The organism is Pantoea sp. SYBGC1, assembly GCF_057197005.1.
Window position 1 is genome coordinate 39415 of sequence record NZ_JBXUNM010000007.1, and the last position, 22330, is coordinate 61744.

Annotated in this window: 23 protein-coding genes and 1 other RNA gene; 16 read left to right on the forward strand and 8 right to left on the reverse strand. The window is 59.0% G+C overall.

The genetic code is table 11. The annotated features are described in order from the left end of the window. Positions 1-46: 46 nt before the first annotated feature. Positions 47-496, reverse strand: a complete 450-nt coding sequence (locus tag AC2CF9_RS12780; RefSeq protein ID WP_039380575.1) for a DUF441 domain-containing protein — start codon at positions 494-496, stop codon at positions 47-49. A gap of 260 nt (positions 497-756) precedes the next feature. Between AC2CF9_RS12780 and AC2CF9_RS12785 the strand changes: the two genes are divergently transcribed. Continuing rightward, positions 757-2316: a methyl-accepting chemotaxis protein gene (locus AC2CF9_RS12785; protein ID WP_484557240.1), complete on the forward strand. Its 1560-nt coding sequence runs from the start codon at positions 757-759 to the stop codon at positions 2314-2316. Between the two features lie 55 nt (positions 2317-2371). Here AC2CF9_RS12785 and fbp read toward each other — a convergent pair whose 3' ends face one another. After that, complete coding sequence (gene fbp / locus AC2CF9_RS12790; RefSeq protein WP_039380574.1) at positions 2372-3379, reverse strand: class 1 fructose-bisphosphatase; 1008 nt, start codon at positions 3377-3379, stop codon at positions 2372-2374. A gap of 168 nt (positions 3380-3547) precedes the next feature. On the opposite strand from fbp, the gene mpl reads away from it, so the two are divergent. Beyond that, the gene (gene mpl, locus AC2CF9_RS12795) at positions 3548-4903 is read left to right on the forward strand and encodes a UDP-N-acetylmuramate:L-alanyl-gamma-D-glutamyl-meso-diaminopimelate ligase (protein ID WP_150018079.1); all 1356 of its coding nucleotides are present in this window, start codon (positions 3548-3550) and stop codon (positions 4901-4903) included. Positions 4904-4958: 55 nt separating this feature from the next. On the opposite strand, the gene yjgA is transcribed toward mpl, so the two are convergent. Beyond that, a complete protein-coding gene (yjgA, locus tag AC2CF9_RS12800; protein ID WP_065648113.1) occupies positions 4959-5501 on the reverse strand; it encodes a ribosome biogenesis factor YjgA in 543 nt (180 codons plus the stop codon). Positions 5502-5616: 115 nt separating this feature from the next. Here yjgA and pmbA point away from each other — a divergent pair, with 115 nt between their 5' ends. The 11 genes from pmbA (at position 5617) to AC2CF9_RS12855 (ending at position 15187) form a co-directional block, all read left to right on the forward strand. Further along, complete coding sequence (pmbA, locus tag AC2CF9_RS12805) at positions 5617-6957, forward strand: metalloprotease PmbA (protein WP_484557169.1); 1341 nt, start codon at positions 5617-5619, stop codon at positions 6955-6957. A gap of 71 nt (positions 6958-7028) precedes the next feature. After that, complete coding sequence (gene cybC, locus AC2CF9_RS12810; RefSeq protein ID WP_484557170.1) at positions 7029-7415, forward strand: cytochrome b562; 387 nt, start codon at positions 7029-7031, stop codon at positions 7413-7415. A gap of 255 nt (positions 7416-7670) precedes the next feature. Continuing rightward, positions 7671-8000: a glycine dehydrogenase gene (locus AC2CF9_RS12815; RefSeq protein WP_484557171.1), complete on the forward strand. Its 330-nt coding sequence runs from the start codon at positions 7671-7673 to the stop codon at positions 7998-8000. 17 nt (positions 8001-8017) lie between these two features. Then, a complete protein-coding gene (locus AC2CF9_RS12820) occupies positions 8018-8374 on the forward strand; it encodes an SFCGS family glycine-rich protein (RefSeq protein WP_039380562.1) in 357 nt (118 codons plus the stop codon). Between the two features lie 3 nt (positions 8375-8377). Continuing rightward, entirely contained in the window at positions 8378-8677 is a 300-nt protein-coding gene (locus tag AC2CF9_RS12825; RefSeq protein WP_071669186.1) for a DUF4312 family protein, read from the forward strand. A gap of 77 nt (positions 8678-8754) precedes the next feature. Beyond that, positions 8755-9531: a DUF4311 domain-containing protein gene (locus tag AC2CF9_RS12830; RefSeq protein ID WP_071669187.1), complete on the forward strand. Its 777-nt coding sequence runs from the start codon at positions 8755-8757 to the stop codon at positions 9529-9531. Between the two features lie 10 nt (positions 9532-9541). Then, positions 9542-10189 (forward strand): DUF4310 family protein, encoded by a 648-nt coding sequence (locus AC2CF9_RS12835; protein ID WP_039380556.1) that lies wholly within the window; start codon positions 9542-9544, stop codon positions 10187-10189. Positions 10190-10279: 90 nt separating this feature from the next. Next, positions 10280-11413 carry an amidohydrolase/deacetylase family metallohydrolase gene (locus AC2CF9_RS12840; RefSeq protein WP_150018076.1) on the forward strand — a complete coding sequence of 378 codons (1134 nt, stop codon included), beginning with the start codon at positions 10280-10282 and terminating at the stop codon, positions 11411-11413. Continuing rightward, positions 11397-12518, forward strand: coding sequence for a DgaE family pyridoxal phosphate-dependent ammonia lyase (locus AC2CF9_RS12845; protein ID WP_484557172.1), 1122 nt, complete (start codon positions 11397-11399; stop codon positions 12516-12518). The genes AC2CF9_RS12840 and AC2CF9_RS12845 overlap by 17 nt, the downstream gene beginning before the upstream one ends. After that, entirely contained in the window at positions 12515-13255 is a 741-nt protein-coding gene (gene dagF / locus AC2CF9_RS12850; RefSeq protein ID WP_484557173.1) for a 2-dehydro-3-deoxy-phosphogluconate aldolase, read from the forward strand. The genes AC2CF9_RS12845 and dagF overlap by 4 nt, the downstream gene beginning before the upstream one ends. Before the next feature lie 21 nt (positions 13256-13276). Beyond that, positions 13277-15187 carry a BglG family transcription antiterminator gene (locus tag AC2CF9_RS12855; RefSeq protein WP_484557174.1) on the forward strand — a complete coding sequence of 637 codons (1911 nt, stop codon included), beginning with the start codon at positions 13277-13279 and terminating at the stop codon, positions 15185-15187. Here the strand turns inward: AC2CF9_RS12855 and AC2CF9_RS12860 are convergent, their stop codons facing one another. Continuing rightward, on the reverse strand, positions 15188-16093 hold the full coding sequence (locus AC2CF9_RS12860; RefSeq protein WP_039380543.1) for a LysR family transcriptional regulator: 906 nt from the start codon (positions 16091-16093) through the stop codon (positions 15188-15190). A 129-nt stretch (positions 16094-16222) separates the two neighbouring features. Here AC2CF9_RS12860 and AC2CF9_RS12865 point away from each other — a divergent pair, with 129 nt between their 5' ends. Further along, complete coding sequence (locus AC2CF9_RS12865; RefSeq protein ID WP_484557175.1) at positions 16223-16924, forward strand: pirin family protein; 702 nt, start codon at positions 16223-16225, stop codon at positions 16922-16924. A gap of 40 nt (positions 16925-16964) precedes the next feature. Here AC2CF9_RS12865 and dolP read toward each other — a convergent pair whose 3' ends face one another. From dolP to AC2CF9_RS12885, 4 genes are read right to left on the reverse strand one after another with little or no spacing between them, the layout of a single operon-like run. After that, entirely contained in the window at positions 16965-17537 is a 573-nt protein-coding gene (gene dolP / locus AC2CF9_RS12870; RefSeq protein WP_039380536.1) for a division/outer membrane stress-associated lipid-binding lipoprotein, read from the reverse strand. 14 nt (positions 17538-17551) lie between these two features. Continuing rightward, on the reverse strand, positions 17552-18139 hold the full coding sequence (gene diaA / locus AC2CF9_RS12875; protein ID WP_150018071.1) for a DnaA initiator-associating protein DiaA: 588 nt from the start codon (positions 18137-18139) through the stop codon (positions 17552-17554). 14 nt (positions 18140-18153) lie between these two features. Next, entirely contained in the window at positions 18154-18549 is a 396-nt protein-coding gene (locus AC2CF9_RS12880) for a YraN family protein (RefSeq protein WP_071669191.1), read from the reverse strand. After that, the gene (locus tag AC2CF9_RS12885) at positions 18507-20534 is read right to left on the reverse strand and encodes a penicillin-binding protein activator (protein WP_484557176.1); all 2028 of its coding nucleotides are present in this window, start codon (positions 20532-20534) and stop codon (positions 18507-18509) included. Before AC2CF9_RS12885 ends, AC2CF9_RS12880 begins: the two co-directional genes overlap by 43 nt. A gap of 62 nt (positions 20535-20596) precedes the next feature. On the opposite strand from AC2CF9_RS12885, the gene rsmI reads away from it, so the two are divergent. Together rsmI and rnpB are read left to right on the forward strand one after the other, a co-directional pair. Continuing rightward, a complete protein-coding gene (gene rsmI, locus AC2CF9_RS12890; protein WP_039380525.1) occupies positions 20597-21460 on the forward strand; it encodes a 16S rRNA (cytidine(1402)-2'-O)-methyltransferase in 864 nt (287 codons plus the stop codon). Positions 21461-21493: 33 nt separating this feature from the next. After that, positions 21494-21870: RNase P RNA component class A (gene rnpB / locus AC2CF9_RS12895), an RNA gene on the forward strand. The last annotated feature ends 460 nt before the right edge of the window (positions 21871-22330 follow it).

Consider the following 22330-nt stretch of genomic DNA (forward strand, 5'->3'; position numbering starts at 1 on the left):
CTGAAAGTATGCCCCCTTTTTGGCGTTTCGGAATGCTCCAAGCCCGCTACTTCGCCGTCACAAATAGCGAGACAATGCCTGCCGCAATCAGCGGCCCTACCGGCACGCCGCGAAAGAACGCCACGCCAATCACGGTGCCAATCAGCAGCCCGGCAACCACCGATGGCTGAATGCTCATAAAGCTGACGCCGCGCCCGCCGAGCCACGCAACAAATACACCAACCAGAATCGCCACGATGGACTGCCAGCTGGCAAATGATTTCAGCAGGGCGCTCACCGGCAGAGTGCCGCTCGCCAGCGGGGCCATGACGGCGACGGTCAGAATAATAATCCCCATCTGAATACCCTGTTTCTCCACGTAAGGAAAAAACTGCGCCAGCGGCGTGAGCTTGATGGCCAGCAGGATCAGAATCGAAATCGTCACAGCGCTGTTATGAACAAAATAACTCAGTATGGCGAGACAGATAAGGATCAGCGTTGAGGCGTAGGGGGCCATGATTTCTCCATAAATAATCAGCAGGCTGACAATGAGCCGTGCAACGGTTTGTCCGCTTTCCTTTATCAACCATCAGAAAAAATGGCGCAACCGGCTTATGCATAATTATCTCTGCTGCAGTAAAGAAAATTCACAGCATGAGCGATCATCATTCGCCCGATCGTCAGGCACCGGTAAAGTTTCCGCACGTCACAGCCGATAATTTCTTCGTTTAGGGTCACTGGATTCTCCCTTTTTTACCGCATACGGGAATTATCATGATTGCTCAGCTCTCGCTTCGCACTGCCTTACTTTCGCTGCTTATCTGCATGACGCTGCTGCTGCTGGCCGTCAGCGGCATGGGCATTTACGCCATCAATGCCGGTAATCAGTCGCTTAATGCCATCAATCGTATTCAGGGAATTGAACTGAACAGCCTTTATCAGAGCAACGCCGACCTGATGCGCGCACGCGCCAGCGCCGCGCTGGCGGTGCGTAAAATTGAGATTGGTCTGCTGGATGAGGGGACGGCCGTCACGAAGCAGGCCGCCGCGGACGTCGCCAGCTCGCAACGGCATCTGCAGGCGTTTATCGACGCCGGCACGGTGACGGCTCACGGCAAAACGCTGGCGGAGGCGATCGCCGCCGCCTATAAAGCGTATCAGCAGGGTGCGGTTGCGCCGATGATGGCCGCGCTGGAAAAGCAGTATACCGATGAATATTACCAGGTACTGGAGGGCAATGTATCGCAGCTTGCTACCCGCTATGCCGGCGCGGTTAACGCATTCAGCCTCTATGCCGATGAGGTCTCTGCCGCACGGCTGGCGCAGGCGGCGCATAATGAGTGGCAGATGAAAATCCTGATCGGCATTGCGGTGGCGCTCACCCTGCTGCTGACCGGCCTGGCCTGGCTGCTGCTGCGTCAGGCGCTGCTGCGTCCGCTGGAGAGCGCCGTCCGGCATCTGGAGCAGGTGGCAGCAGGCGATCTCTCGCAGCCGCTGCCGGCTGCCGGGCACAATGAGATTGGCCGTCTGAATCAGGCGCTGGCCGCTATGCAGCGCGCGCTGCGCCACTCGGTGAGTCAGGTGCGCGAAGCGAGCCTGCAGATCGATACCGGCAGCCGCGAACTGACGGCCGGTACGGTGCATCTCTCACAGCGTACCGAGGAGTCTGCCGCCTCACTGGAGCAGACTGCTGCCAGCATGGAACAGCTCACCGCCACCGTGCGGCTCAACGCCGTTAATGCGCAGCAGGCAAATCAGCTCGCCAGCAGCGTCTCTGACACCGCCGGCCGCGGTGCCGAAGTGGTCTGCTACGTCATGGAGAAGATGCAGGAGATCACGCAGAGTTCCAACCGCATCGCGGATATCCTCAGCGTGATTGACGGTATTGCCTTTCAGACTAATATTCTGGCGCTTAACGCCTCGGTAGAAGCGGCGCGCGCTGGCGAGCAGGGCCGGGGCTTTGCCGTAGTGGCGAATGAAGTACGTACGCTGGCAGGACGCAGCGCCAGCGCGGCGAAAGAGATCCGGACATTGATCAGCGAGTCGCAGACGCGAGTGAAAGAGGGCAGTGAAATGGCGACGCGCGCGGGGGCGACCATGGATGAGATCGCCGGTGAAGTGATGCGCGTAACGACACTGATGAAAGAGATCTCCGGTGCATCTGACGAGCAGAGTCGCGGTATTGAGCAGGTCAATATGGCGGTAACGCAGATGGATGAAGCGGCGCAGCAGAACGCGGCGCTGGTGGAGCAGGCGGGAGCCGCCACCCGCCTGCTGGAAGCGCAATCGCAGCAGCTGCAGGCCTCAATGGCGCAGTTCCGCATCGCTGCGGCGTAAGCGCAAACCATAAAAAACCCGCTCAGCGGCGGGTTTTTTTATGGTCCGGCACGGCTCAGGCGCCGTGGTTATCCGGGTATTCGCGGATAAAGCGCTCAACATCATCGACCATCGCTTCGTTACCACAGAAGAACGGGCAGCGCTGGTGCAGCGTTTCAGGCTGCAGGTCAAGGATACGGTTTTTACCGTCGCTGGCTTTACCGCCCGCCTGCTCGGCGAGAAACGCCATCGGGTTGCACTCATACAGCAGGCGCAGCTTGCCGTTGGGATGGCTGGCGGTGCTTGGGTAGAGGTAGATGCCGCCTTTCAGCAGGTTACGGTGGAAGTCTGCCACCAGCGAACCGATATAGCGCGAGGTATAAGGACGATGCGTGTCGATATCCTCTTCCTGGCAAAACTTCAGGTATTTCTTCACGCCCTGCGGGAAGCGAATGTAGTTACCTTCGTTAATGGAGTAGGTGTAGCCCTTTGCCGGATAGGTCATGCGCTCGTGACTCAGGCAGAAAACGCCGAGCGACGGGTCATAGGTAAAGGCGTGCACGCCGACGCCGGTGGTATAGACCATCATGGTTGAGGAGCCATATACCACATAACCTGCAGCCACCTGCTGATTCCCCGGCTGCATAAAGTCCGCTTCCGTGATCGGCGTACCGGGTTCACTGATGCGGTGATAGATAGAGAAAATGGTGCCGACAGAAACGTTTACGTCGATGTTGGATGAGCCATCCAGCGGATCCATCAGTACCACATATTTGCCATCTTCTGAGCCTTCAAAGATAACAAACTCATCCTCTTCTTCAGAGGCGATGCCGGCAACCACACCACGCGCTTTCAGGGCAGCTTTCAGTTTTTCATTCGCGAAGAGGTCCAGCTTCATCTGCTGTTCGCCCTGCACGTTTTCCACGCCGCTGGCACCCAGAATATCCACCAGACCCGCTTTATTGATATCGCGGTGAATGATTTTAGCGCCCAGCTTGATGGAGGAAATCAGCGCCGTCAGTTCACCTGTGGCGTGAGGAAAGTCGTGTTGCTTCTCGACGATGAATTCGCCTAACGTTTTCATAACACATTCCCTGAATCTACGATGGAGTGGCAGCAGCTGTAACAAACTGCCAACGTATGCGTACGCAGTTTAGCCGATTGAACTTTAAAAACCATAGTCCTAATCCGTTTCTTCCCTTCAGACTCGGGGTTACACTGTGCGCCGAACTTTCAGTTAATGGATCTATTTATGCGCATTCACATCCTCGGCATTTGTGGCACTTTTATGGGCGGCCTGGCTATGCTGGCGCGTTCGCTGGGACATCAGGTAACCGGCTCGGACGCAAATGTTTACCCGCCGATGAGTACGCTGCTTGAGCAGCAAGGCATTGAATTAACTGAGGGTTACGAGGCGTCGCAGCTCGATCCGGCGCCAGACCTGGTGATTATCGGTAACGCCATGACGCGCGGTAATCCCTGTGTTGAAGCCGTGCTGGAGCGCAACATTCCCTACCTCTCCGGGCCGCAGTGGCTGCACGATTTTGTACTGCGCGATCGCTGGGTGCTGGCCGTAGCCGGAACGCACGGTAAAACCACCACGGCCGGCATGGCAGCGTGGATCCTTGAGGCGTGCGGCCTCGAACCAGGCTTTATTATCGGTGGCGTGCCGGGTAACTTCGACGTCTCGGCAAAATTAGGAAAAAGCCCATTCTTTGTCATTGAAGCGGATGAGTATGACAGCGCCTTCTTCGACAAGCGCTCCAAATTTGTGCACTACTGCCCGCGTACGCTGATCCTCAATAACCTTGAGTTTGATCACGCAGATATCTTCGACGACCTGCGCGCTATCCAGAAGCAGTTTCATCATCTGATCCGCATCATACCCGGTCAGGGCAAAATCCTGCTGCCGGAACACGATCATAACCTGAAGCAGGTGATGGCGATGGGCTGCTGGAGCGAGCAGGAGACCACAGGCGAACATGGCCACTGGCAGGCGAAAAAGCTGACGCCAGACGCCGCCCGCTGGGAAGTCTGGCTGGAGGGGGAGAAAGTGGCCGAGGTGAACTGGGGACTGGTCGGCGAACACAATATGCATAACGGCCTGATGGCGATTGCCGCCGCGCGTCACGTGGGTGTCAAACCGGCAGATGCGGGCGAGGCGCTCAGCAGCTTTATCAATGCGCGCCGCCGCCTGGAGCTGCGCGGTGAGGTCAACGGTATCAAGGTCTATGACGATTTTGCCCACCACCCGACGGCGATACACGCCACGCTGGCGGCGCTGCGCAGTAAAGTGGGCGGCAGGGCGCGCATCCTCGCGGTACTGGAGCCCCGCTCCAACACCATGAAAATGGGCGTCAGTAAAAACGATCTGGCGCCGTCGCTGGGCCGGGCAGACAAGGTCTTTCTGCTCCAGCCGCACCATATTCCGTGGCAGGTCTCCGACGTGGCAGACGCCTGTATTCCGCCTGCGCAGTGGAGTGCGGACGTCGATACGCTGACGGAAATGATTGTGAAAGAGGCGCAGCCAGGCGACTCAATTCTGGTGATGAGCAACGGCGGTTTTGGCGGGATCCATCAGAAACTGCTGGAGCGACTGGGACGCTAAGGCCGTGGCGTCCTGCAGGACGCCTCCGGAGAGAGTGCGGCCGGCAGGCCGCCTCTTACGCTTCAGCCAGCTCGCGCAGATACTGGAAGATCTGCCGGGCTGCTTTTGGCGTTTTATTCGCCGCCTTCTCTTTCTGCGCGTTGCGGATCATACTGCGCAGCTGCTGCCGATCGGCCTGCGGATAGAGCGTGATCACCTCGGTCATCGCGTCGTCACCCTGATCGATCAGGCGATCGCGCAGATGCTCCAGCTTGTGGAACAGCGCCACCTGCTGGTTGTGACGGTTTTTTAGCTTATCCAGCGCCTGACGGATCGGATCTTCATCGCGCTGGCGCAGCATTTTACCAATCAGCTGCAGCTGGCGACGGCGACCCTCTTTCTTAATACGCTGCGCCAGCTCAATCGCGTTGCGCAGATCCTCATCGAGCGGGATCTTATCCAGGGAGTTTTTCCCCAGATCAACCAGCTCGGCACCGAGGCGTTTCAGCTCTTCGGCGTCACGTTTAATTTCACTTTTGCTGACCCAGATAATCTCTTCATCTTCTTCTTCCTGATTATCCGGTACATCGTCGAGCCAGTCTTCGGGCTGCCTGGTCATCTCTTGGCTCCTTAAAAAAAGAGGCTAATCCTACCAGTTTATCGGGCGACTGCGAAATTGTTCTCTGAGTCTGATAGACTCAACAGATTCATACTTAAGATTAGACGGCAGGTCGATGAACGTATCTACTCAGGTTGCAGAACAACGTAAAGCGCTGGAACAGGCTGTCGCCCAGGCGCTGGAACTCGCTAAAGCCCACACCGATGGTGCTGAAGTTGCGGTGACAAAAACCACCGGCATCGGCGTCAGCACGCGCTATGGTGAAGTGGAAAACGTCGAATTCAACAGCGACGGTGCGCTTGGTATCACCGTCTATCATCAAAACCGCAAAGGCAGCGCCTCATCGACCGATCTCAGTCCCGATGCCATAAAAAGCACCGTGCAGGCAGCGATCGACATTGCGCGCTACACCTCACCCGATCCTTACGCTGCACCGGCAGAGCGTGAACTGCTGGCGTTTGATGCGCCCGATCTTGATCTCTACCATCCGTGGGAGCTCGATGCCGATCGCGCCATCGAGCTGGCCGCGCGTGCTGAACAGGCGTCGCTGCAGGCGGACAAGCGCATCACCAATACGGAAGGTGGCAGCTTCAACAGCCACGTTGGCATCAAAGTGTTTGGTAACAGTCACGGCATGCTGCAGAGCTACTGCTCCAGCCGCCATTCGCTGTCGAGCTGTGTCATTGCCGAGCAGGATGGCGATATGGAGCGTGACTACGCCTACACCATCGGCCGCTCGATAGACGATCTGCAGAGCGCAGAGTGGGTCGGTAACGAGTGCGCCCGCCGCGTGCTGGCCCGCCTTGCCCCGCGCAAGCTGCCAACCATGAAAGCACCGGTGCTGTTTGCACCTGAGGTCGCCACCGGATTGTTTGGTCATCTGGTTGGTATGATTAGCGGCAGCAGCGTCTATCGCAAATCGACGTTTCTGCTCGACTCGCTGGGCCAGCAGATCCTGCCCTCATGGCTGACGATTCAGGAGCAGCCGCATCTGCTGAAAGGGCTCGCCTCGACGCCGTTTGACAGTGAAGGCGTGCGAACCGAAGCGCGCGATATTATCAAAGAGGGTGTGCTGCAGAACTGGCTGCTGACCAGCTATTCAGCGCGCAAGCTTGGCCTGCAGAGCACCGGCCACGCGGGCGGCATCCATAACTGGCGTATCGCTGGTCAGGGCCACAGCTTTGATGACCTCGTTAAACAGATGGGACGCGGCCTGATTGTCACTGAACTGATGGGCCAGAGCGTCAGCGCCATGACCGGCGACTACTCGCGCGGCGCGGCGGGCTTCTGGGTTGAAAACGGCGAAATTCAGTATCCTGTGAGCGAAGTCACAATTGCAGGAAACCTTAAAGAGATGTGGCGCAATATGGTTACGGTCGGTAACGACATTGAAACCCGCAGCAATATACAATGCGGATCGGTGCTGCTACCGGAGATGAAAATCGCCGGACAATAACGACATCGCTTCCAGAAAGCAGCCGGCAAGGCTGCTTTTTTTTGCCCGATAATAATTAAAAGGAACACGTCATGCGTAAGCATTTGATTGCAATGTTGTCTCTGTCGTTACTGCTCTCCTCTGCCAGCGTGCTGGCAGCAGATCTTGAACAGGATATGGATACGCTGAAAGAGAACCTGAGCGTAGTGAAGAAAACGGATGACGCGCAGGAGATGCATACTGCGCTCGGTAAAATGCGCCAGGCCGCGCAGGATGCCAAACAGTCAACGCCGGACAAGCTGGAAGGGCAGCCGGCGGATAGCGCACAGATCAAAGATTATCACGCCGGCCTTGACGCGCTGATTGCGCAGATTGACGTGGTCGACAAGCTCGCTCAGGCCAGCAAGCTGGATGAGGCAAAAGCCGAAGCGAAAAAACTGGAAGATATCCGCAACGCCAACCATAAGAAATTCCGCTGATACTCCGGGCCAGCCTGCGTGCTGGCCCGCTTTACCGATCCTTCCCTGCACGCTCCTCCGTAAATATATAACTTTTCCGCACGCCTGATGCATGCAAGCCGCCGGCATGCGCGATATGTGCTGTCTGCGATCTGACGCACCGCACGTTGCCACATTTCCGTTTCAGGGCGGAAAAAGTGCGTCTCCACACGGCCGGACGGAACGCGTAGTTTGTTTTTTAACGCGAATTATCTGCCGTAAAACAGGAGTAGAAGGGTGAGGAGTGATGCTGTCCCGCTGAACGCAGAAGCCGTTCAGGCGCTGGCGGATCGCATATTAAGTCAAATCGCGATCCTCTATACCGCGCACCAGATTAGCCCCACACCGGTGCAGCAGCAGATGCTGAATTCGCACGTTCAGGCGATGGCCAGCCGCTCGCTAAGCGGCGAGGCGCTGCCGGAGGTAGAAGCGGAGCTGTTTGATGATATTCCGCCTGACAGCCTGCAGCTGGCGCAACAGATTGTCGATCTGTTCGGCAATCTGCCGATGGAAGAGGCCTGGCTGCTCTCGGTGCATATTGAAGTGGCGAAAAGTAACGACGCATAAACAGAGAGGAAGTGAACATGGTGACAGTGGTGATTGGCGATCGTCTGGGTAAAGGTCAGAAAGTGGCTGCCGGCATTGAAAAAGCGGGTGGACGCGCGGTGGTGGTGCCGGGCGTGGCAGCCGATATGAAGCTGGGTGATGTGATGAAAGCGGAAAACGCTGATTTCGGCATCTCTTTCTGCGGCAGCGGTGGTGCGGGTGCTATCACCGCGCAGAACAAATATGGCTACCGGGCGAAACATGGCATGCGCTCGGTAGACGAGGGCGTAACGGCGATTAACGAAGGGGCAACCGTGCTGGGCTTTGGTTTTATGGACAAAGAGGAGCTGGGCGAACGGCTGGTGCAGGCCTGGAACAAGAAGCACGGCAGCTGACGTATGAAACAGCACTATGAGACGCAGGTTATCGTGCAGGGAAAAGGCGATACCAAAGCAAAAGCCTTTGCCGATGCGCTCAGCAGCGTGCAGCAGCAGGTATTGCGCAACAGCCAGAAGCTGCTGCTGCGCATTGAGCCGCTGGATGTGCGGGTGCTGCACGCCAGGGTGCGTACCCGGCGGGAAAAGTTTCTGTTTTTTTTCCTGGCGCGCGAGCGGCATCACTACAGCGTTGAACTGGAAATCAGCGTCAGCGTCACCGTTATCGATATGGAAAGCGTGACATTTACGGCGACACCCTGAACGCGCTGGTCTGGTCGTTATCCCGCCAGGAGAGCAGGCTTGCCCGGCGCAACAATGACAATAAAGGGTACAACACTATGTTCCTCATCATTTTGTTTAAGTCGTTAATTATCGGCGGGCTGGTCGGCGTCGGGGTGGGAGCCGGCGCGGCGCGCATGTTCCACGCACCGGTCACGCAGGGCATGGGTGCATTTCGTACTCTGGGCGAGCTTAACTCGTGCGAAGGCGATCCCGCTTCCCATTTCTCTTTTGGTCTCGGCTTCTTTTTCAACGCCTGGGCATCCTCTGTGGCGGCTGGCTCCTTCACGCAGGATGTGGATCACCGCATTCTGCCGAACTGGGGTGCTGCGGCGCTGATGGTCAAAAATCGCAATGTGGCAGAGACGCTGCATAACCCGAAGCGTATGGCGATAGCGTGCGGCATCATCGGCATGATCGTCGTGGCTTTTCTGAACAGCACCGCCTCAGCCGTGCCGGCTGCGCTGCAGGTGACGGCAGTCAAGGTGCTGGTGCCGGCGGCTAACCTGCTGGTAAACACCGTCATGCCGGTCATTTTCTGGCTGGCAGCCATCGACGCCGGCAAAAAATCGGGCTTCTGGGCCACCATCTTTGGCGGCCTGGCGCAGCTGATTATGGGTAATGCCGTACCGGGGCTGGTGCTGGGGATCCTGATTGGGAAAGGGGTAGAGGAGAGCGGCTGGAACCGGGTGACGAAAGTCATGATGGCGGCGATTGTGCTGCTGTTTGTACTGAGCGGCTTCTTCCGCGGGTTCGATATGAAACTGCTGCAATCTTTCCAGCTCGGCGTCCCTGGCTGGCTTGACATGATCCACAACAGCCTGAGCGGCAAATAAGGAGCCATCCATGAACGAACATGAAAATCGCGGCTTCTGGTATGCCGACTGGTCCTTTCCGATTTTTGTCGGTCTGCTCTCATCCGGCGTATTTGCCGGTACGCACATGTACTACCTCTACGGTATCGGCGCCTTTAACGAAGTGGCGTTTGTATCGATGCTACGCGCCGGCATGGAGACCGGCGTCTATGGCGCGGTCGCCGCGTTTGGCGCCAGCTTTCTGTTTGCCCGCATTATTGAAGGCTCGCTGGTGGGTATTCTGGATATCGGCGGTGCGATCCAGACCGGCGTCGGGCTGGGCGTGCCGGCGCTGCTGCTGGGGGCAGGCATTGTCTTTCCGGTCGCGAACTTTGCGGCTTCGCTGGTAACCGGTCTGGTGATCGGGGTGGCGATTGGTTACGTCATTATTCTGGCGCGCAAATTTACCATCAACCAGAGCGATTCCACCTATGGCGCCGATGTGATGATGGGCGCAGGCAACGCCTCAGGACGCTTTCTCGGTCCGCTGATTATTCTGTCGGCGATGGCAGCCTCTATTCCGATTGGCCTGGGCTCGCTCGCTGGCGCCCTGCTGTTCTACCTGTGGAACAAGCCGATTACCGGCGGCGCAATTCTTGGCGCCATGGTGCTGGGCGCGATGTTCCCGATTTCGCTGTAACAGGGCGGGCGCCATGAATGGCGCCCCTACAGTAAAGATGTAGGAGGCGCATTCATGCGCCCCTGGCCGCAAACGCAGTAAGGAGTAACCATGTTTGATCTGATTCTGCGCCGCGCACGCCTGTGCGACGAGCAGCTGGTGGATATCGCCCTTCGCGACGGCAAAATCGCCGTCGTCGGCAACGTCACCGGCACCGCGCAGCAGGAGCGCGATCTGGCCGGGCGCTGGTACGTCAGCGCAGGCTGGATAGACAGCCACGTGCACTGCTATGCAAAATCGCCGGTCTACCACGATGAAGCGGACGCTGTCGGCGTTGCGCAGGGCGTCACCACCGTGGTGGATGCCGGCAGCACCGGCGCCGACCAGATTGATGACTTCCGGCAGCTGACGCGCCACGCCGCCACCGACGTCAGGGCGCTGATCAACGTTGCCCGCACCGGGATCGTCACCCAGAACGAACTGGCGGATATGCGACAGATTGATGAAGCGGCGGTGGTGCAGGCGGTCACGCGCCATCCCGGTTTCATTGTCGGTCTGAAAGCGCGCATGAGCAGCAGCGTGGTCGGGGAAAACGGCATTGCACCGCTGATCCGCGCCAAAGCGATCCAGCACGCTGCCGGCGATCTGCCGCTGATGGTACATATCGGTAACGATCCGCCGGTGCTGGAGGAGATCGCTGAGCGGCTGACCGCCGGCGATATCATAACCCACTGCTTTAACGGCAAACCTAACCGCATTCTCTCCGCGCAGGGTGAGCTGAAGGCGGCGGTCAGTCAGGCGCTGGCGCGCGGTGTCACGCTCGATATCGGGCACGGCAGCGCCAGCTTCAGCTTTGCGGTGGCGCGGCAGGCGATCGCCCGCGGCATTCTGCCCGATACCATCAGCTCCGATATCTACTGTCGCAATCGCCTGCACGGACCGGTACACAGCCTCGCGCACGTGATGTCTAAGTTCCTTGCGCTGGGCATGACGCTGCCGCAGGTGATCGCCTGCGTGACAACCCAGGCAGCGGCGGCGCTGCGCCTCAGCGGCAAAGGCGATCTGACGCCGGGCAGCGATGCCGATCTGACTATTTTCAGTGTGAATCAGGAGACCCGTCCGTTTACCGATGCAGAAGGCGAACAGGTGGCGGGAGAGCACCATTTTTTGCCGGTGGCTGTGACAGTGGCAGGCCAGTGGCATCTGACCGAAGAGGGAAAGCGTCATCATGTCTTCAGTTTATGAAAAATATCACCTGAAACAGGTGATTAACGCATCAGGCCGTATGACTATTCTGGGCGTCTCGACGCCGGCACCGGAGGTGGTGGAAAGCGTCAGCTATGGCCTGAACCACTACTTTGAAATGAAAGATCTGGTCAACCATACCGGTGACTACATTGCCGGACTGCTGCAGGCAGAAAGCGCCGTCGTGGTCTCCTGCGCCTCGGCGGGCATCGCTCAGTGTGTGGCCGGGGTCATTGTGAAAGATAACGCCTGGCTGCTGGATAACCTGCACGCGGCGCCGCTCACGGTTCCCCATGAGATCGTCGTGCCTAAAGGGCACAACGTGAACTACGGCGCGCCGGTCGGCACCATGGTCGCGCTGGGCGGTGGCCGGCTGGTGGAAGCGGGCTACAGCAACGAGTGTTCCGCCGCGCAGCTGGCAGCGGCGATCACGCCGGCGACGGCAGCGCTGCTCTACGTAAAGTCGCACCACTGCGTGCAAAAAAGCCACCTCAGCGTGGCGCAGGCGGCAGAAGTCGCGCAGCAGCATGGCATCCCGCTGATTGTGGATGCGGCGGCAGAAGAAGATCTGCGCTGCTACTACCAGATGGGAGCCGATCTGGTGATCTACAGCGGGGCCAAGGCGATAGAGGGGCCCTCCAGCGGACTGGTGGTAGGGCGCAGCCGCTATGTCGAATGGGTAAAACGGCAGAGCAACGGCATCGGTCGTGCAATGAAAGTGGGCAAAGAGGGGATCCTGGGCCTGACGCAGGCTATTGAGCGCTACCTGTCGCAGCCAAAAACCAGCGGCAGCGAGATGGTTCAGCACATGACGCCATTTATCGACCAGCTTAACCAGCTGCCGGGCGTCACCGCGCGGGTGGTGTGGGACAGCGCCGGGCGCGACATTGCGCGTACAGAAGTTCATTTCGATGAAGCGCTGACCGGCTGGGCCACCGGCGATCTTGTCCAGGCGCTGAAAAGCGGCGACATCGCTATCTATTTTCGCGGCTATAAGGCGAATGAAAGCATTATCGAAGCCGACGTGCGCAGCGTCACTGCCGCGCAGCTGCAGACTATCTTCAGCCGTATTGACGCGCTGCTGGCAGAAAGGAACAACGCATGAAGCTGACCCCCGGTTTTTATCAGGATCGTCTCTGTCTCAACGTACTGGCGGGCACAAAGCAGAACGCACGCGACATCTGGCTGGCGGCAGAAGGACATGTTCTGGTTGGCGTGCTGTCAAAAAATTACGCCAGCCACGACGCGGCGCTGGCTGACATGCGCGATTACGCCGCGCTGATTGATAACGCGCTCTCTATCGGTCTGGGGGCTGGCGATCCGCGTCAGTCTGCTATGGTGAGCGAACTGGCAGCGGTGCTGCAGCCGCAGCATGTCAATCAGGTGTTTACCGGAGTCGCGACCAGCCGCGCACTGCTCGGGCAGTCGCAGACGGTGGTAAATGGTCTGGTTTCCCCCAGCGGGACGCCAGGGAAAGTGAAGATCTCAACCGGTCCGCTAAGCTCACAGGCAGCGGAAGCGATTGTGCCGATCGACAGCGCCATCGCCATGCTGCAGGACATGGGCGGCAGCTCGGTAAAATATTTTCCAATGGGCGGTCTGAGCGCGGTGGCGGAGTATCGCGCGGTCGCAGAGGCGTGCGCCCGGCGCGATTTCTGGCTGGAGCCCACCGGCGGTATCGATCTGCATAATTTTGCGGAGATCGTGCAGATTGCGCTGGAGGCGGGCGTCAGTAAAGTGATCCCGCACGTTTACAGCTCAATTATCGACAGCGCAAGCGGCGAGACGCGCATTGACGATGTGCGCCAGCTTCTGGCAACGTGCAAGGCACTGCTGCAATAACTTCGTTACGGGTGAGGCTTTGTGAGATTTCCTAATCAGCGTCTGGCGCAGCTGTTTGCCGCACTGCAGCATGAAACGCTGCCGCAGGATGAGCTGGCACGGCGTTTCTCGGTCTCTACGCGCACGGTGCGCACCGACATTGCGGCGCTGAACGCGCTGCTGGAGCAGCACGGCGCACAGTTTGTGCTGGCGCGCGGCGCCGGCTATCAGCTGCAGGTGGCCGACGCGGCACGCTTTGATTCGCTGCAGCAGCAAAGCAGCGCGCCGCTGCGGGTGCCGCGCACCTCGCAGGAGCGGGTTCGCTATCTGCTCAGCCGCTTTCTTACCGCGGCCTGGTCACTGCGGCTGGAAGATCTCTCAGAAGAGTGGTTTGTCAGTCGCGCCACGCTGCAGGGGTATATGGCGGAGGTGCGGGAGTGGCTGGGTCGCTATCATCTGCATATCGAAACTAAACCGCGCTACGGCATGAAGCTGTTTGGCAGCGAGACGGCTATCCGCACCTGCCTTACCGATCTGCTGTGGCAGATCGATCAGGAGACGCCCGACAGTCCGCTGCTGAGTATTGAAGTACTGCGCAGTGATATGCTGACGCAGCTGCAGCCGCTGCTGCAGCACTGCCTCAGCCGTTACGCTATCCGTCTCAGCGATGAGGGCGAGCGCTACCTGCTGATCTACTGCGCGGTGGCGGTACGCCGCATCAGCGAAGGCTTTCCGCTCAGCGATCCGGGCGCAGAAGAGGTGGGCGAAGAGGTGCGTGAGGCGGCGCACGCGCTGGTGCATCAGCTGCAACCGCTTACCGGCAAAACCTTATCGCGGGCGGAGGAGAACTGGCTGCGCGTCAATATCGCCGCGCGCCAGATCCAGGCGCTGGAGCCAAGCACCATCAATGCAGATGACGCTGACGCGCTGGTGAGCTGGCTGCTGAGTTATATCAATACGCATTATGCCTACCAGCTGCAGCACGATGAGCAGCTGCGTGCCGATCTGCTTACCCATATCAAATCGATGATCACCCGGGTGCGCTATCAGATCCATATTCCCAATCCGCTGCTGAGCAACATCAAACAGCACTATCCGCTGGCGTGGGATGTGACGCTGGCTGCCGTCAGCAGCTGGAGCAAATATACCCCTTATACGCTGAGCGAAAATGAGATTGGTTTTCTGGTGCTCCATATTGGCGTTGGGCTGGAGCGGCACTATGACGTCGGCTATCAGCGCCATCCGCGCGTACTGCTGGTGTGCGATAGCGGAACCTCAACGCTGCGGATGATTGAGGCGCTGCTGCTGCGCAAATATCCGCAGCTGGTGGTCACTGCCCGGCTGACACAGCGCGACTACGCGCTGCGCGAGCGGATTGAAGAAGATTTTGTTATCTCTACGGTGCGGCTGCATGAAAAGAACCGGCCGGTGGTGGTGATGTCACCCTTTCCGACCGGCTTTCAGCTGGAGCAGCTTGGCAAACTGGTGCTGGTGGATCGCACCCGGCCGTGGATGCTGGAAAAATATTTCTCCGCGCAGCATTTTATGGTGCTGGATCAGCCGCTGACGCAGCAGGCGCTCTTTCAGCTGCTGTGCGATCGCCTGCAGGAGCAGGGCTTTGTTGCAGCAGACTTTTACCCGTCCGTGGTTGAGCGTGAAGCGATTGTCAGCACGCTGCTCGGAGATGGCATTGCGTTGCCGCACGCGCTCGGCCTGCTGGCGCAGAAAACCGCGGTCTATACCGTGATTGCGCCGCATGGCGTCAGCTGGGGGGATGAGACCGCCTGTGTGATCTTTCTGCTGGCCATCAGCAAACGTGAATATGAAGAGGCGATGGCGCTCTACGATCTGTTTGTCACCTTTTTGCGCGAACGTGCCATGCCGCGCCTGCGGGAGTGCCGTGACTTCGACCATTTTAAAACCGTGGCGATAGAGTGCCTGAGCCGCCCCTGACTAGGCCTGATTGCGCTTAGCCAGCAGCTTCGGGATTTCACGCAGGCACCAGGCTTTGGCTTCACCCATGCTGTCGCGACGCCAGGCCATAATAATATCCACTTCCCGCGTATACTCAGCGCTGACCACGCGCAGCCGGCCCTCGGCAATATCTTTCTCTACCATCGGATAAGGCATGGTGGCAACGCCCAGTCCCGCCAGCAGCGCCCGCCGTTTGTCATCCATGCTGCTGACCGTAAGACGCTGCTGCTTATCCAGCAGCTGTACCGTCAGCACCGGACGTTCACGCGCCGTGTCAGCGACGGCAATGCCGCGATATTTCACACGCGTGACTTCCGAAAGCGGCTCTGCCTCCTGATGAATAGGGTGGTCAGGACTGGCGACATAGACGCTCATAATGGTGTAGAGCTTGCGGGTGTTGATCTCGCTGGAGGCGCGGAAGTGCAGGTCAGGTGCGATGACGATATCCGCCCGGCCCTGCTCCAGACGTTCCCACGCGCCCGCCAGCACTTCAGTGATCAGAGATATCTGCGTATTGGCTTTTTCTGACAGCTTGCTGACCAGCGGAAACAGCAGGTCGGTGGGGATGAGGGCCTCTGCTACGATAGTCAGCTGCGTTTCCCAGCCGCGCGCCAGCGCTTCTGCGTCGGTGGTCAGCTTATCTGCGGCCTCCAGCAGGACGCGACCGCGCTCCAGCAGCATCCGGCCCACGTTAGTGAATTTGGTGCGATGACCGGAGCGGTCAAACAGCACCACATCCAGCTCCTCTTCCAGCTTCTGCATGGTATAGCTCAGCGCAGAGGGAACGCGACCCAGCTCATCTGCTGCGGCGGCAAAGCTGCCACGCCGATCGATCGCATCCATCACCCGTAACGCTTCTAACGTTAATGCACGCTCTTTAGCCATACTGATTCTCTGTCAGTAAATTTGAATATGCCAGGCAGATTAACTGGCTAACATTCCGCCGTCCAGCCTTTTACCATAAACCGATTAAGCCTGCAGTGAGCCTCTTCTGCAGTGCACCGGAGGTAGAGCATGATGACAACCCGCTGCGCGTCCGCATGTGGCCAGGCTGATTTTGGCTGGTTGCAGGCGCGCTATAGCTTCTCTTTTGGCCACTATTTTGATCCCAAACTGATGGGATACGCCGCGCTGCGCGTGCTGAACCAGGAGGTGCTGGCGCCGGGTGCCGCTTTTCAGCCCCGCACCTATCCGCAGGTTGATGTGTTAAATCTGGTGCTGCAGGGTGAGGCGGAGTATCGCGACAGCGAGGGACAGCGGCTGACCATACGGGCAGGTGAGGCGATGCTGCTGTCTGCGCGGCAGGGCGTAAGCTACAGCGAGATAAACCTCAGCAAAGATCGGCCGCTGACGCGCCTGCAGCTCTGGCTGAGCGCCTGTCCGGAACGGGAAAACCCGCTGCAGCAGCGGATGACGCTCAATGGCGCATCGCCGCTGCTGCTGGCTTCGCCTGATGGGGCAGACCAGAGTTTGCAGCTGCGGCAGGATGCGAGAGTGTATCAGGTGACGTTAGCGCCGGGAGAGGAGCAGATTGTGCAGCTGCGCGGCGCGCGCGCGTATCTGCAGTCGATTCACGGCACGCTGGATGTGCGCAGCAGCAGCGCGAATCAGCAGCGGCTGCAGTGCGGCGACGGTGCATTTATTCGTGATGAGCAGCAGCTTATCCTGCAGGCAGAGACGCCGCTGCGTGCGCTGGTGATCGATTTACCGGCATAAAAAAGGGCGGCCAGCGCCGCCCTCACAGTAAGAATGAAGATTATTTCAGAATGGTAAAGGCGGTTGTTACGTGCTTCACGCCGCTGACCCGGCTGGCAACGTCTGCCGCCGCCGTGGCTTCTTCCTGCGTGACCAGTCCCAGCAGGAAGACTTCTCCGTTTTCCGTTGTCACTTTCACGTTAGACGATTTGACCTGATCGCTGCCCAGCAGCTGCGAACGGATCTTGGTCGTGATCCAGGTATCGGAAGAAGAGGTGCCAAGGCTGACCTTCTCTCCGGTGCGGATCTCATTGTAGACCTCTGTTGCGCCGTCGACGCCCATAGCGATCTGTTTGGCTCGGCTGGCGAGATCGGCGGACGGTGCCTGGCCGGTCAGCAGCACTTTGCCCTGATAAGCGGTAACAATGACCCGCGCCTGCTTCTTAATCTGTTCATCTTTTGCCAGCGCGTTAGAGACGCGCAGCTCCAGCGTGCCGTCATCAACCTGCGTACCCACGGTGCGCGGGTCAGTGGCGGTTTTGGTGGCAACGGCGGCTCCGCCGGCAACCACTGCCACACAGCCCTGCAGCAGCATGGCGGTTAACAGCAGGGCGATAGCGTTCAATGCTTTCATGTGAGCTCCTTCAGTCATTCCTGGTGGGGAAAGAGAGTGTTATCGATCAAGTCGCACAGGCAGTTCAGCGTCAGCATATGCATCTCCTGAATGCGCGCACTGTGATGAGAGGGAATGCGGATTTCCACGTCATGCGGGCCGAGCAGGCCAGCCAGCTCGCCGCCGTCGTGTCCGGTCAGCGCGACAATGGTCATATCGCGCGTCACTGCCGCCTCAACCGCTTTGATGATGTCACGGGTATTACCCCGGGTTGATATCGCCAGCAGCACATCACCCGCCTGACCCAGCGCCCGTACCTGTTTGGCGTAGATCTCATCATGCAGCCGATCGTTGCCGATGGCGGTGAGCATAACGTTATCTGCGCTCAGCGCCAGCGCCGGCAGGCTGGGACGCTCGGTTTCAAACCGGTTAATCATGCTGGCCGCAAAGTGTTGCGCATTGGCCGCTGAGGCACCGTTACCGCAGCTGAGAATTTTATGACCATTCAGCAGCGACTGCACCAGCGTCATCGCGGCACGGGAGATCGCATCCGGCAGCGCTTCGGCTGCGGCAATCTGCGTCTGAATACTTTCAGTAAAACACGCTTTAATTCTGTCCTGCACAAGACCACCTGGTTCTATTCATCGGCATTAAAAGCAGCGGGCAGCCACGTCAGTTCGCGCCCGGTAATGGCAATGATGTCAAAACGGCAATTGACCGTCTCAAAACTGCCGCCGCGCGTCAGCAGCCAGAGCGCCGCTGCCCGCAGCAGCTTCTGCTGTTTCTGACGCGTCACGCTGGCGGCTGCTCCGCCGTAGCGGGCATCGCGCCGGTAGCGCACTTCCACAAATACCCAGCAGTCGGCGTCGCGCATAATCAGGTCAAGTTCACCTCCGCGAAAGCGGACGTTACTGGCGACCCACTTCAGCCCGGCGCGCTCCAGATAGTGACGCGCCTGCTGCTCATGCTCCGCGCCGATCCGCTGGCGGTTTACTGTACCGGAACGACCTGTCCCTGGCGATACTGGTTCCATGCCAGCTTCCTGTTGATAACACAATCCGTGTCGGCGCTCAGCTTACCGGTATTGCCATCAATGGCAAAGCCCGCTACCTGCCGCATCTGGTTAAACTGCGTTGCCAGCGTCCAGGCATCAATGCCCATTGCGTAGAGGCGCACCAGCGAATAGTCGTTGTTAAACGTCTTTGCAGCCTGCTGCATCAGGCCAGGATTAGCGCCAGAGAGCAGCGGAATATCGCTGTACTGCAGGCCTTCCATCTCCAGCCGGAAATCGGGACCGGCACCTGCCTGCGCGCTGCGCGAGCTGGCATAAAGCGCCGTGCTGTTGCGGCTGCTGGTGCGCATGGCGATCATCGGTTTGATCAGCTGCAGCTCATTCTGGCTGGCGACGATGTAAACGGCGTCCACACTACCGCCACTGCTGTCAGCCGCCGGTGCCGGAGCGCTACTCTGCGGTGCCGGGATCGTCAGGCCTGCGATGGCCACGCTTTGCGGCTGCTCCATTTGTACCGTCAGCGGCGTGCCGCTCAGCGCAATACCGGCTCCGCTGTTAATGCCCTGTTTCAGCTCGGCCACGCCACCAAAGCGCTGCTGCAGCACTGTGGTGCCACCCAGCTGCTGCCACTCTTCTGCAAACGCTTTTCCGACCCGGTCGCCATAGCTGCTGCGCGGCAGCAGCAGCAGCGGCTGGCGCTTGCCCTGCTCATAGATATGGTGCGCCGCATCACGCGCTTCGTCTTCAGGAGAAAGCGCAAAATAGCAGATATTCGGATGGTTCTGGATCTGTTCCGGCTCGTTTAACGCCAGTACGTTGAGCGGGGTCTGGCTGTTTGCCACTTCTTCCACATGATTTTTCAGCAGCGGGCCAACGACCAGCGTGGCGCCATCCTGCTGCGCCTGCTGCATGACCTGAGCGATCGGCTGGCTGCTGGTATCGTACACTTTAATCTGTGCGCTGCTGGCGGCTGACTGAGAGGCTGGTGCAGCAGGCTGCTGCGCGCTCTCCTGCGCAGGCATGCTGGCGGCCGCCGGGCTGACTACGCTGTTGGCCGCTCCGCTATCCGCTGCTGCGTCCGGCGCAGGCTGAGCAGTGGCGCTTTCCGGCGCGCTGCTCTGTGCCGGGGCAGCCGCGCTCAGCACGCCATTTTTTGCATCGTTGAAGCCTTTCTGAATCGCACCCGCAAATACCTGCGCCTGACCGTTCAGCGGCAGCAGCAGGGCGATGGTGCTGGTGGAAGCCTGGCTGAAGTTTTTGACCTGGCTGAGCTGTGCTGGCAGCGTTTTCGCCGCCGGGTTTTGCGGGTAGCGCGTCTGCCAGTCGCTAATGGCCGCCTTCAGCATCTGCGGATCCTGGCTGTTAGCGTGCCAGGTATTGAGCAGATCGAGCCAGCCCTGCAGCGTGTTTTCATCGGCATTGATGACAACGCTGTTAAGCTGCTCCTGCGTCAGCTGGGTCAGCGCCTGCCAGGTCGCGTCGATGTTACTCTGGTGCTCGTCACCTTTTAAGAGCGGCTCCTGCGCGATATAGGCGCGCAGCAGCGCCAGCGATGGCCGGTTCTGCGCCGCGGCGATCTGCAGCGCGTAGTAGCGTACCTGCTGATCGGAAGAGAGATCGGCTGCCTTGATCGGGCTGAGCTGCTGCTGAGCGCCGCTGTAATTCTGCTGCGCAATCTGCAGCTGCGCGCGCAGCAGCTGCAGCTCCTGCTGCTGTACATCAGAGAGCTGCTGCGGCAGCTGGCCAAGCTGCGTCTGTGCCTGAGGATACTTTCCTTCCTTCAACAGGGCACGGATGGCAAGTAATTGCCAGTCGGTCTTGCTATCATCGCTGCTTTGCTGTGCCTGCTGCAGATAATAGTCAGAGCGTCCGGTTGCGGGCCCCTGAATATTGACGTTAGAGGTTTGCTGCGGACCCTGGCCGCTACAGGCGGCCAGAATCAGCCCGGCGAGAAGAACAGGTACAAAGCGTCCTGCTTTACGACGTACGACTTTTGAAGGAAGCATACTGTATCCAGTGATGTTTTTTTCTTGATGCTCAATATTAAATCGGCAATTCGGATGAGACAATGAAACAACTCGATCGGGCAGAGATTTCTGCCAGTACGCTCTATATCGTTCCTACCCCGATCGGTAACCTGGGTGATATCACACAGCGTGCGCTGACGGTGCTGGCGAGCGTCGATCTCGTTGCAGCGGAAGATACACGTCATACCGGGCTGTTGCTACAACATTTCGCCATCAATGCGCGACTGTTCGCACTTCACGATCATAACGAACAGCAGAAAGCGGATGTGCTGCTGGCGAAGCTGCAGGAGGGGCAGAGTATCGCTCTGGTCTCCGATGCCGGCACGCCGCTGATCAACGATCCGGGCTACCATCTGGTGCGTCGCTGCCGCGAGGCGGGCGTGCGCGTTGTGCCGCTGCCGGGTGCCTGTGCAGCCATTGCAGCATTAAGCGCGGCGGGATTACCGTCCGATCGATTCTGTTACGAGGGGTTTCTGCCGGCGAAAAGCAAAGGGCGCTGCGATGCACTGCGCGCGCTGAGCGAAGAGCCGCGTACGCTGGTGTTCTATGAGTCAACCCACCGCCTGCTGGATACGCTGCAGGATATGGCAGCCGTATGGGGCGCCGCGCGCTATGTGGTACTGGCGCGCGAGCTGACCAAAACCTGGGAGTCGATCTATGGCGCACCGGTGGGAGAGCTGCTTGCCTGGGTGCGTGAAGATGAGAACCGGCGCAAGGGCGAGATGGTGCTGATTGTTGAGGGACACAAGGCAGATGAGGAGGCGCTGCCAGCCGAGGCGTTGCGTACGCTGGCGCTGCTGCAGGCGGAGCTGCCGCTGAAAAAAGCCGCTGCGCTGACCGCGGAGATCCACGGCGTGAAAAAAAATGCGCTGTATAAATATGCGCTGGCGCAGCAAGAAGAGTGACAAACGTGGTCAGATCGCCTATCATCCTGCGCCGAAGCTGACCAGACAGTCGCCGCTTTGTCGTCGTCCCTTTCGGGGGAGACAGGCAGAGGGGAGGAAAGTCCGGGCTCCACAGGGCAGGGTGCCAGGTAACGCCTGGGGGGCGCAAGCCTACGACCAGTGCAACAGAGAGCAAACCGCCGATGGCCCGGAAACGGGATCAGGTAAGGGTGAAAGGGTGCGGTAAGAGCGCACCGCGCGGCTGGCAACAGTTCGTGGCACGGTAAACTCCACCCGGAGCAAGGCCAAATAGGGGTTCACATGGTACGGCCCGTACTGAACCCGGGTAGGCTGCTTGAGCCAGTGAGCGATTGCTGGCCTAGATGAATGACTGTCCAAGACAGAACCCGGCTTATCGGTCAGTTTCGACTTTTCAAATGAAAAGCCCCGCCCCGGCGGGGCTTTTTGTTTTGTGAGCCGCGAGTGCAGGTATTTCCGTTTCTCTCTGCGCCCCCTACGAATGATCGTAGGGGCGCCATTAATGGCGCCCGTTTCGTGTGCGGGTATTCGGTTCGCAGTTGTTCACAGGGCGCCATTAATGGCGCCCGTTTCGTATGCGGGTATTCGGTTCGCGGTTGTTGCGGCCAGGAGCGCATGAATGCGCCCGTTTCATACGCGGATATTCGATTCGCGGTTGTTGCGGCCAGGGGCGCATGAATGCGCCCCCTACGAATGATCGTAGGGGCGCCATTAATGGCGCCCGTTTCGTGTGCGGGTATTCGGTTCGCGGTTGTTCACAGGGGCGCCATTAATGGCGCCCGTTTCGTATGCGGATATTCGATTCGCGGTTGTTGCGGCCAGGGGCGCATGAATGCGCCCCCTACGGTTATG

What these genes read in the sequence shown, in the direction of transcription:
- AC2CF9_RS12780 (WP_039380575.1), bottom strand. Translation starts at nt 496, where the DNA reads ATGGCCCCCTACGCCTCAACGCTGATCCTTATCTGTCTCGCCATACTG.
- fbp (WP_039380574.1), bottom strand. Translation starts at nt 3,379, where the DNA reads ATGAAAACGTTAGGCGAATTCATCGTCGAGAAGCAACACGACTTTCCT.
- mpl (WP_150018079.1), top strand. Translation starts at nt 3,548, where the DNA reads ATGCGCATTCACATCCTCGGCATTTGTGGCACTTTTATGGGCGGCCTG.
- yjgA (WP_065648113.1), bottom strand. Translation starts at nt 5,501, where the DNA reads ATGACCAGGCAGCCCGAAGACTGGCTCGACGATGTACCGGATAATCAG.
- pmbA (WP_484557169.1), top strand. Translation starts at nt 5,617, where the DNA reads ATGAACGTATCTACTCAGGTTGCAGAACAACGTAAAGCGCTGGAACAG.
- cybC (WP_484557170.1), top strand. Translation starts at nt 7,029, where the DNA reads ATGCGTAAGCATTTGATTGCAATGTTGTCTCTGTCGTTACTGCTCTCC.
- AC2CF9_RS12820 (WP_039380562.1), top strand. Translation starts at nt 8,018, where the DNA reads ATGGTGACAGTGGTGATTGGCGATCGTCTGGGTAAAGGTCAGAAAGTG.
- AC2CF9_RS12825 (WP_071669186.1), top strand. Translation starts at nt 8,378, where the DNA reads ATGAAACAGCACTATGAGACGCAGGTTATCGTGCAGGGAAAAGGCGAT.
- AC2CF9_RS12830 (WP_071669187.1), top strand. Translation starts at nt 8,755, where the DNA reads ATGTTCCTCATCATTTTGTTTAAGTCGTTAATTATCGGCGGGCTGGTC.
- AC2CF9_RS12835 (WP_039380556.1), top strand. Translation starts at nt 9,542, where the DNA reads ATGAACGAACATGAAAATCGCGGCTTCTGGTATGCCGACTGGTCCTTT.
- AC2CF9_RS12840 (WP_150018076.1), top strand. Translation starts at nt 10,280, where the DNA reads ATGTTTGATCTGATTCTGCGCCGCGCACGCCTGTGCGACGAGCAGCTG.
- AC2CF9_RS12845 (WP_484557172.1), top strand. Translation starts at nt 11,397, where the DNA reads ATGTCTTCAGTTTATGAAAAATATCACCTGAAACAGGTGATTAACGCA.
- dagF (WP_484557173.1), top strand. Translation starts at nt 12,515, where the DNA reads ATGAAGCTGACCCCCGGTTTTTATCAGGATCGTCTCTGTCTCAACGTA.
- AC2CF9_RS12860 (WP_039380543.1), bottom strand. Translation starts at nt 16,093, where the DNA reads ATGGCTAAAGAGCGTGCATTAACGTTAGAAGCGTTACGGGTGATGGAT.
- AC2CF9_RS12865 (WP_484557175.1), top strand. Translation starts at nt 16,223, where the DNA reads ATGATGACAACCCGCTGCGCGTCCGCATGTGGCCAGGCTGATTTTGGC.
- dolP (WP_039380536.1), bottom strand. Translation starts at nt 17,537, where the DNA reads ATGAAAGCATTGAACGCTATCGCCCTGCTGTTAACCGCCATGCTGCTG.
- AC2CF9_RS12880 (WP_071669191.1), bottom strand. Translation starts at nt 18,549, where the DNA reads ATGGAACCAGTATCGCCAGGGACAGGTCGTTCCGGTACAGTAAACCGC.
- AC2CF9_RS12885 (WP_484557176.1), bottom strand. Translation starts at nt 20,534, where the DNA reads ATGCTTCCTTCAAAAGTCGTACGTCGTAAAGCAGGACGCTTTGTACCT.
- rsmI (WP_039380525.1), top strand. Translation starts at nt 20,597, where the DNA reads ATGAAACAACTCGATCGGGCAGAGATTTCTGCCAGTACGCTCTATATC.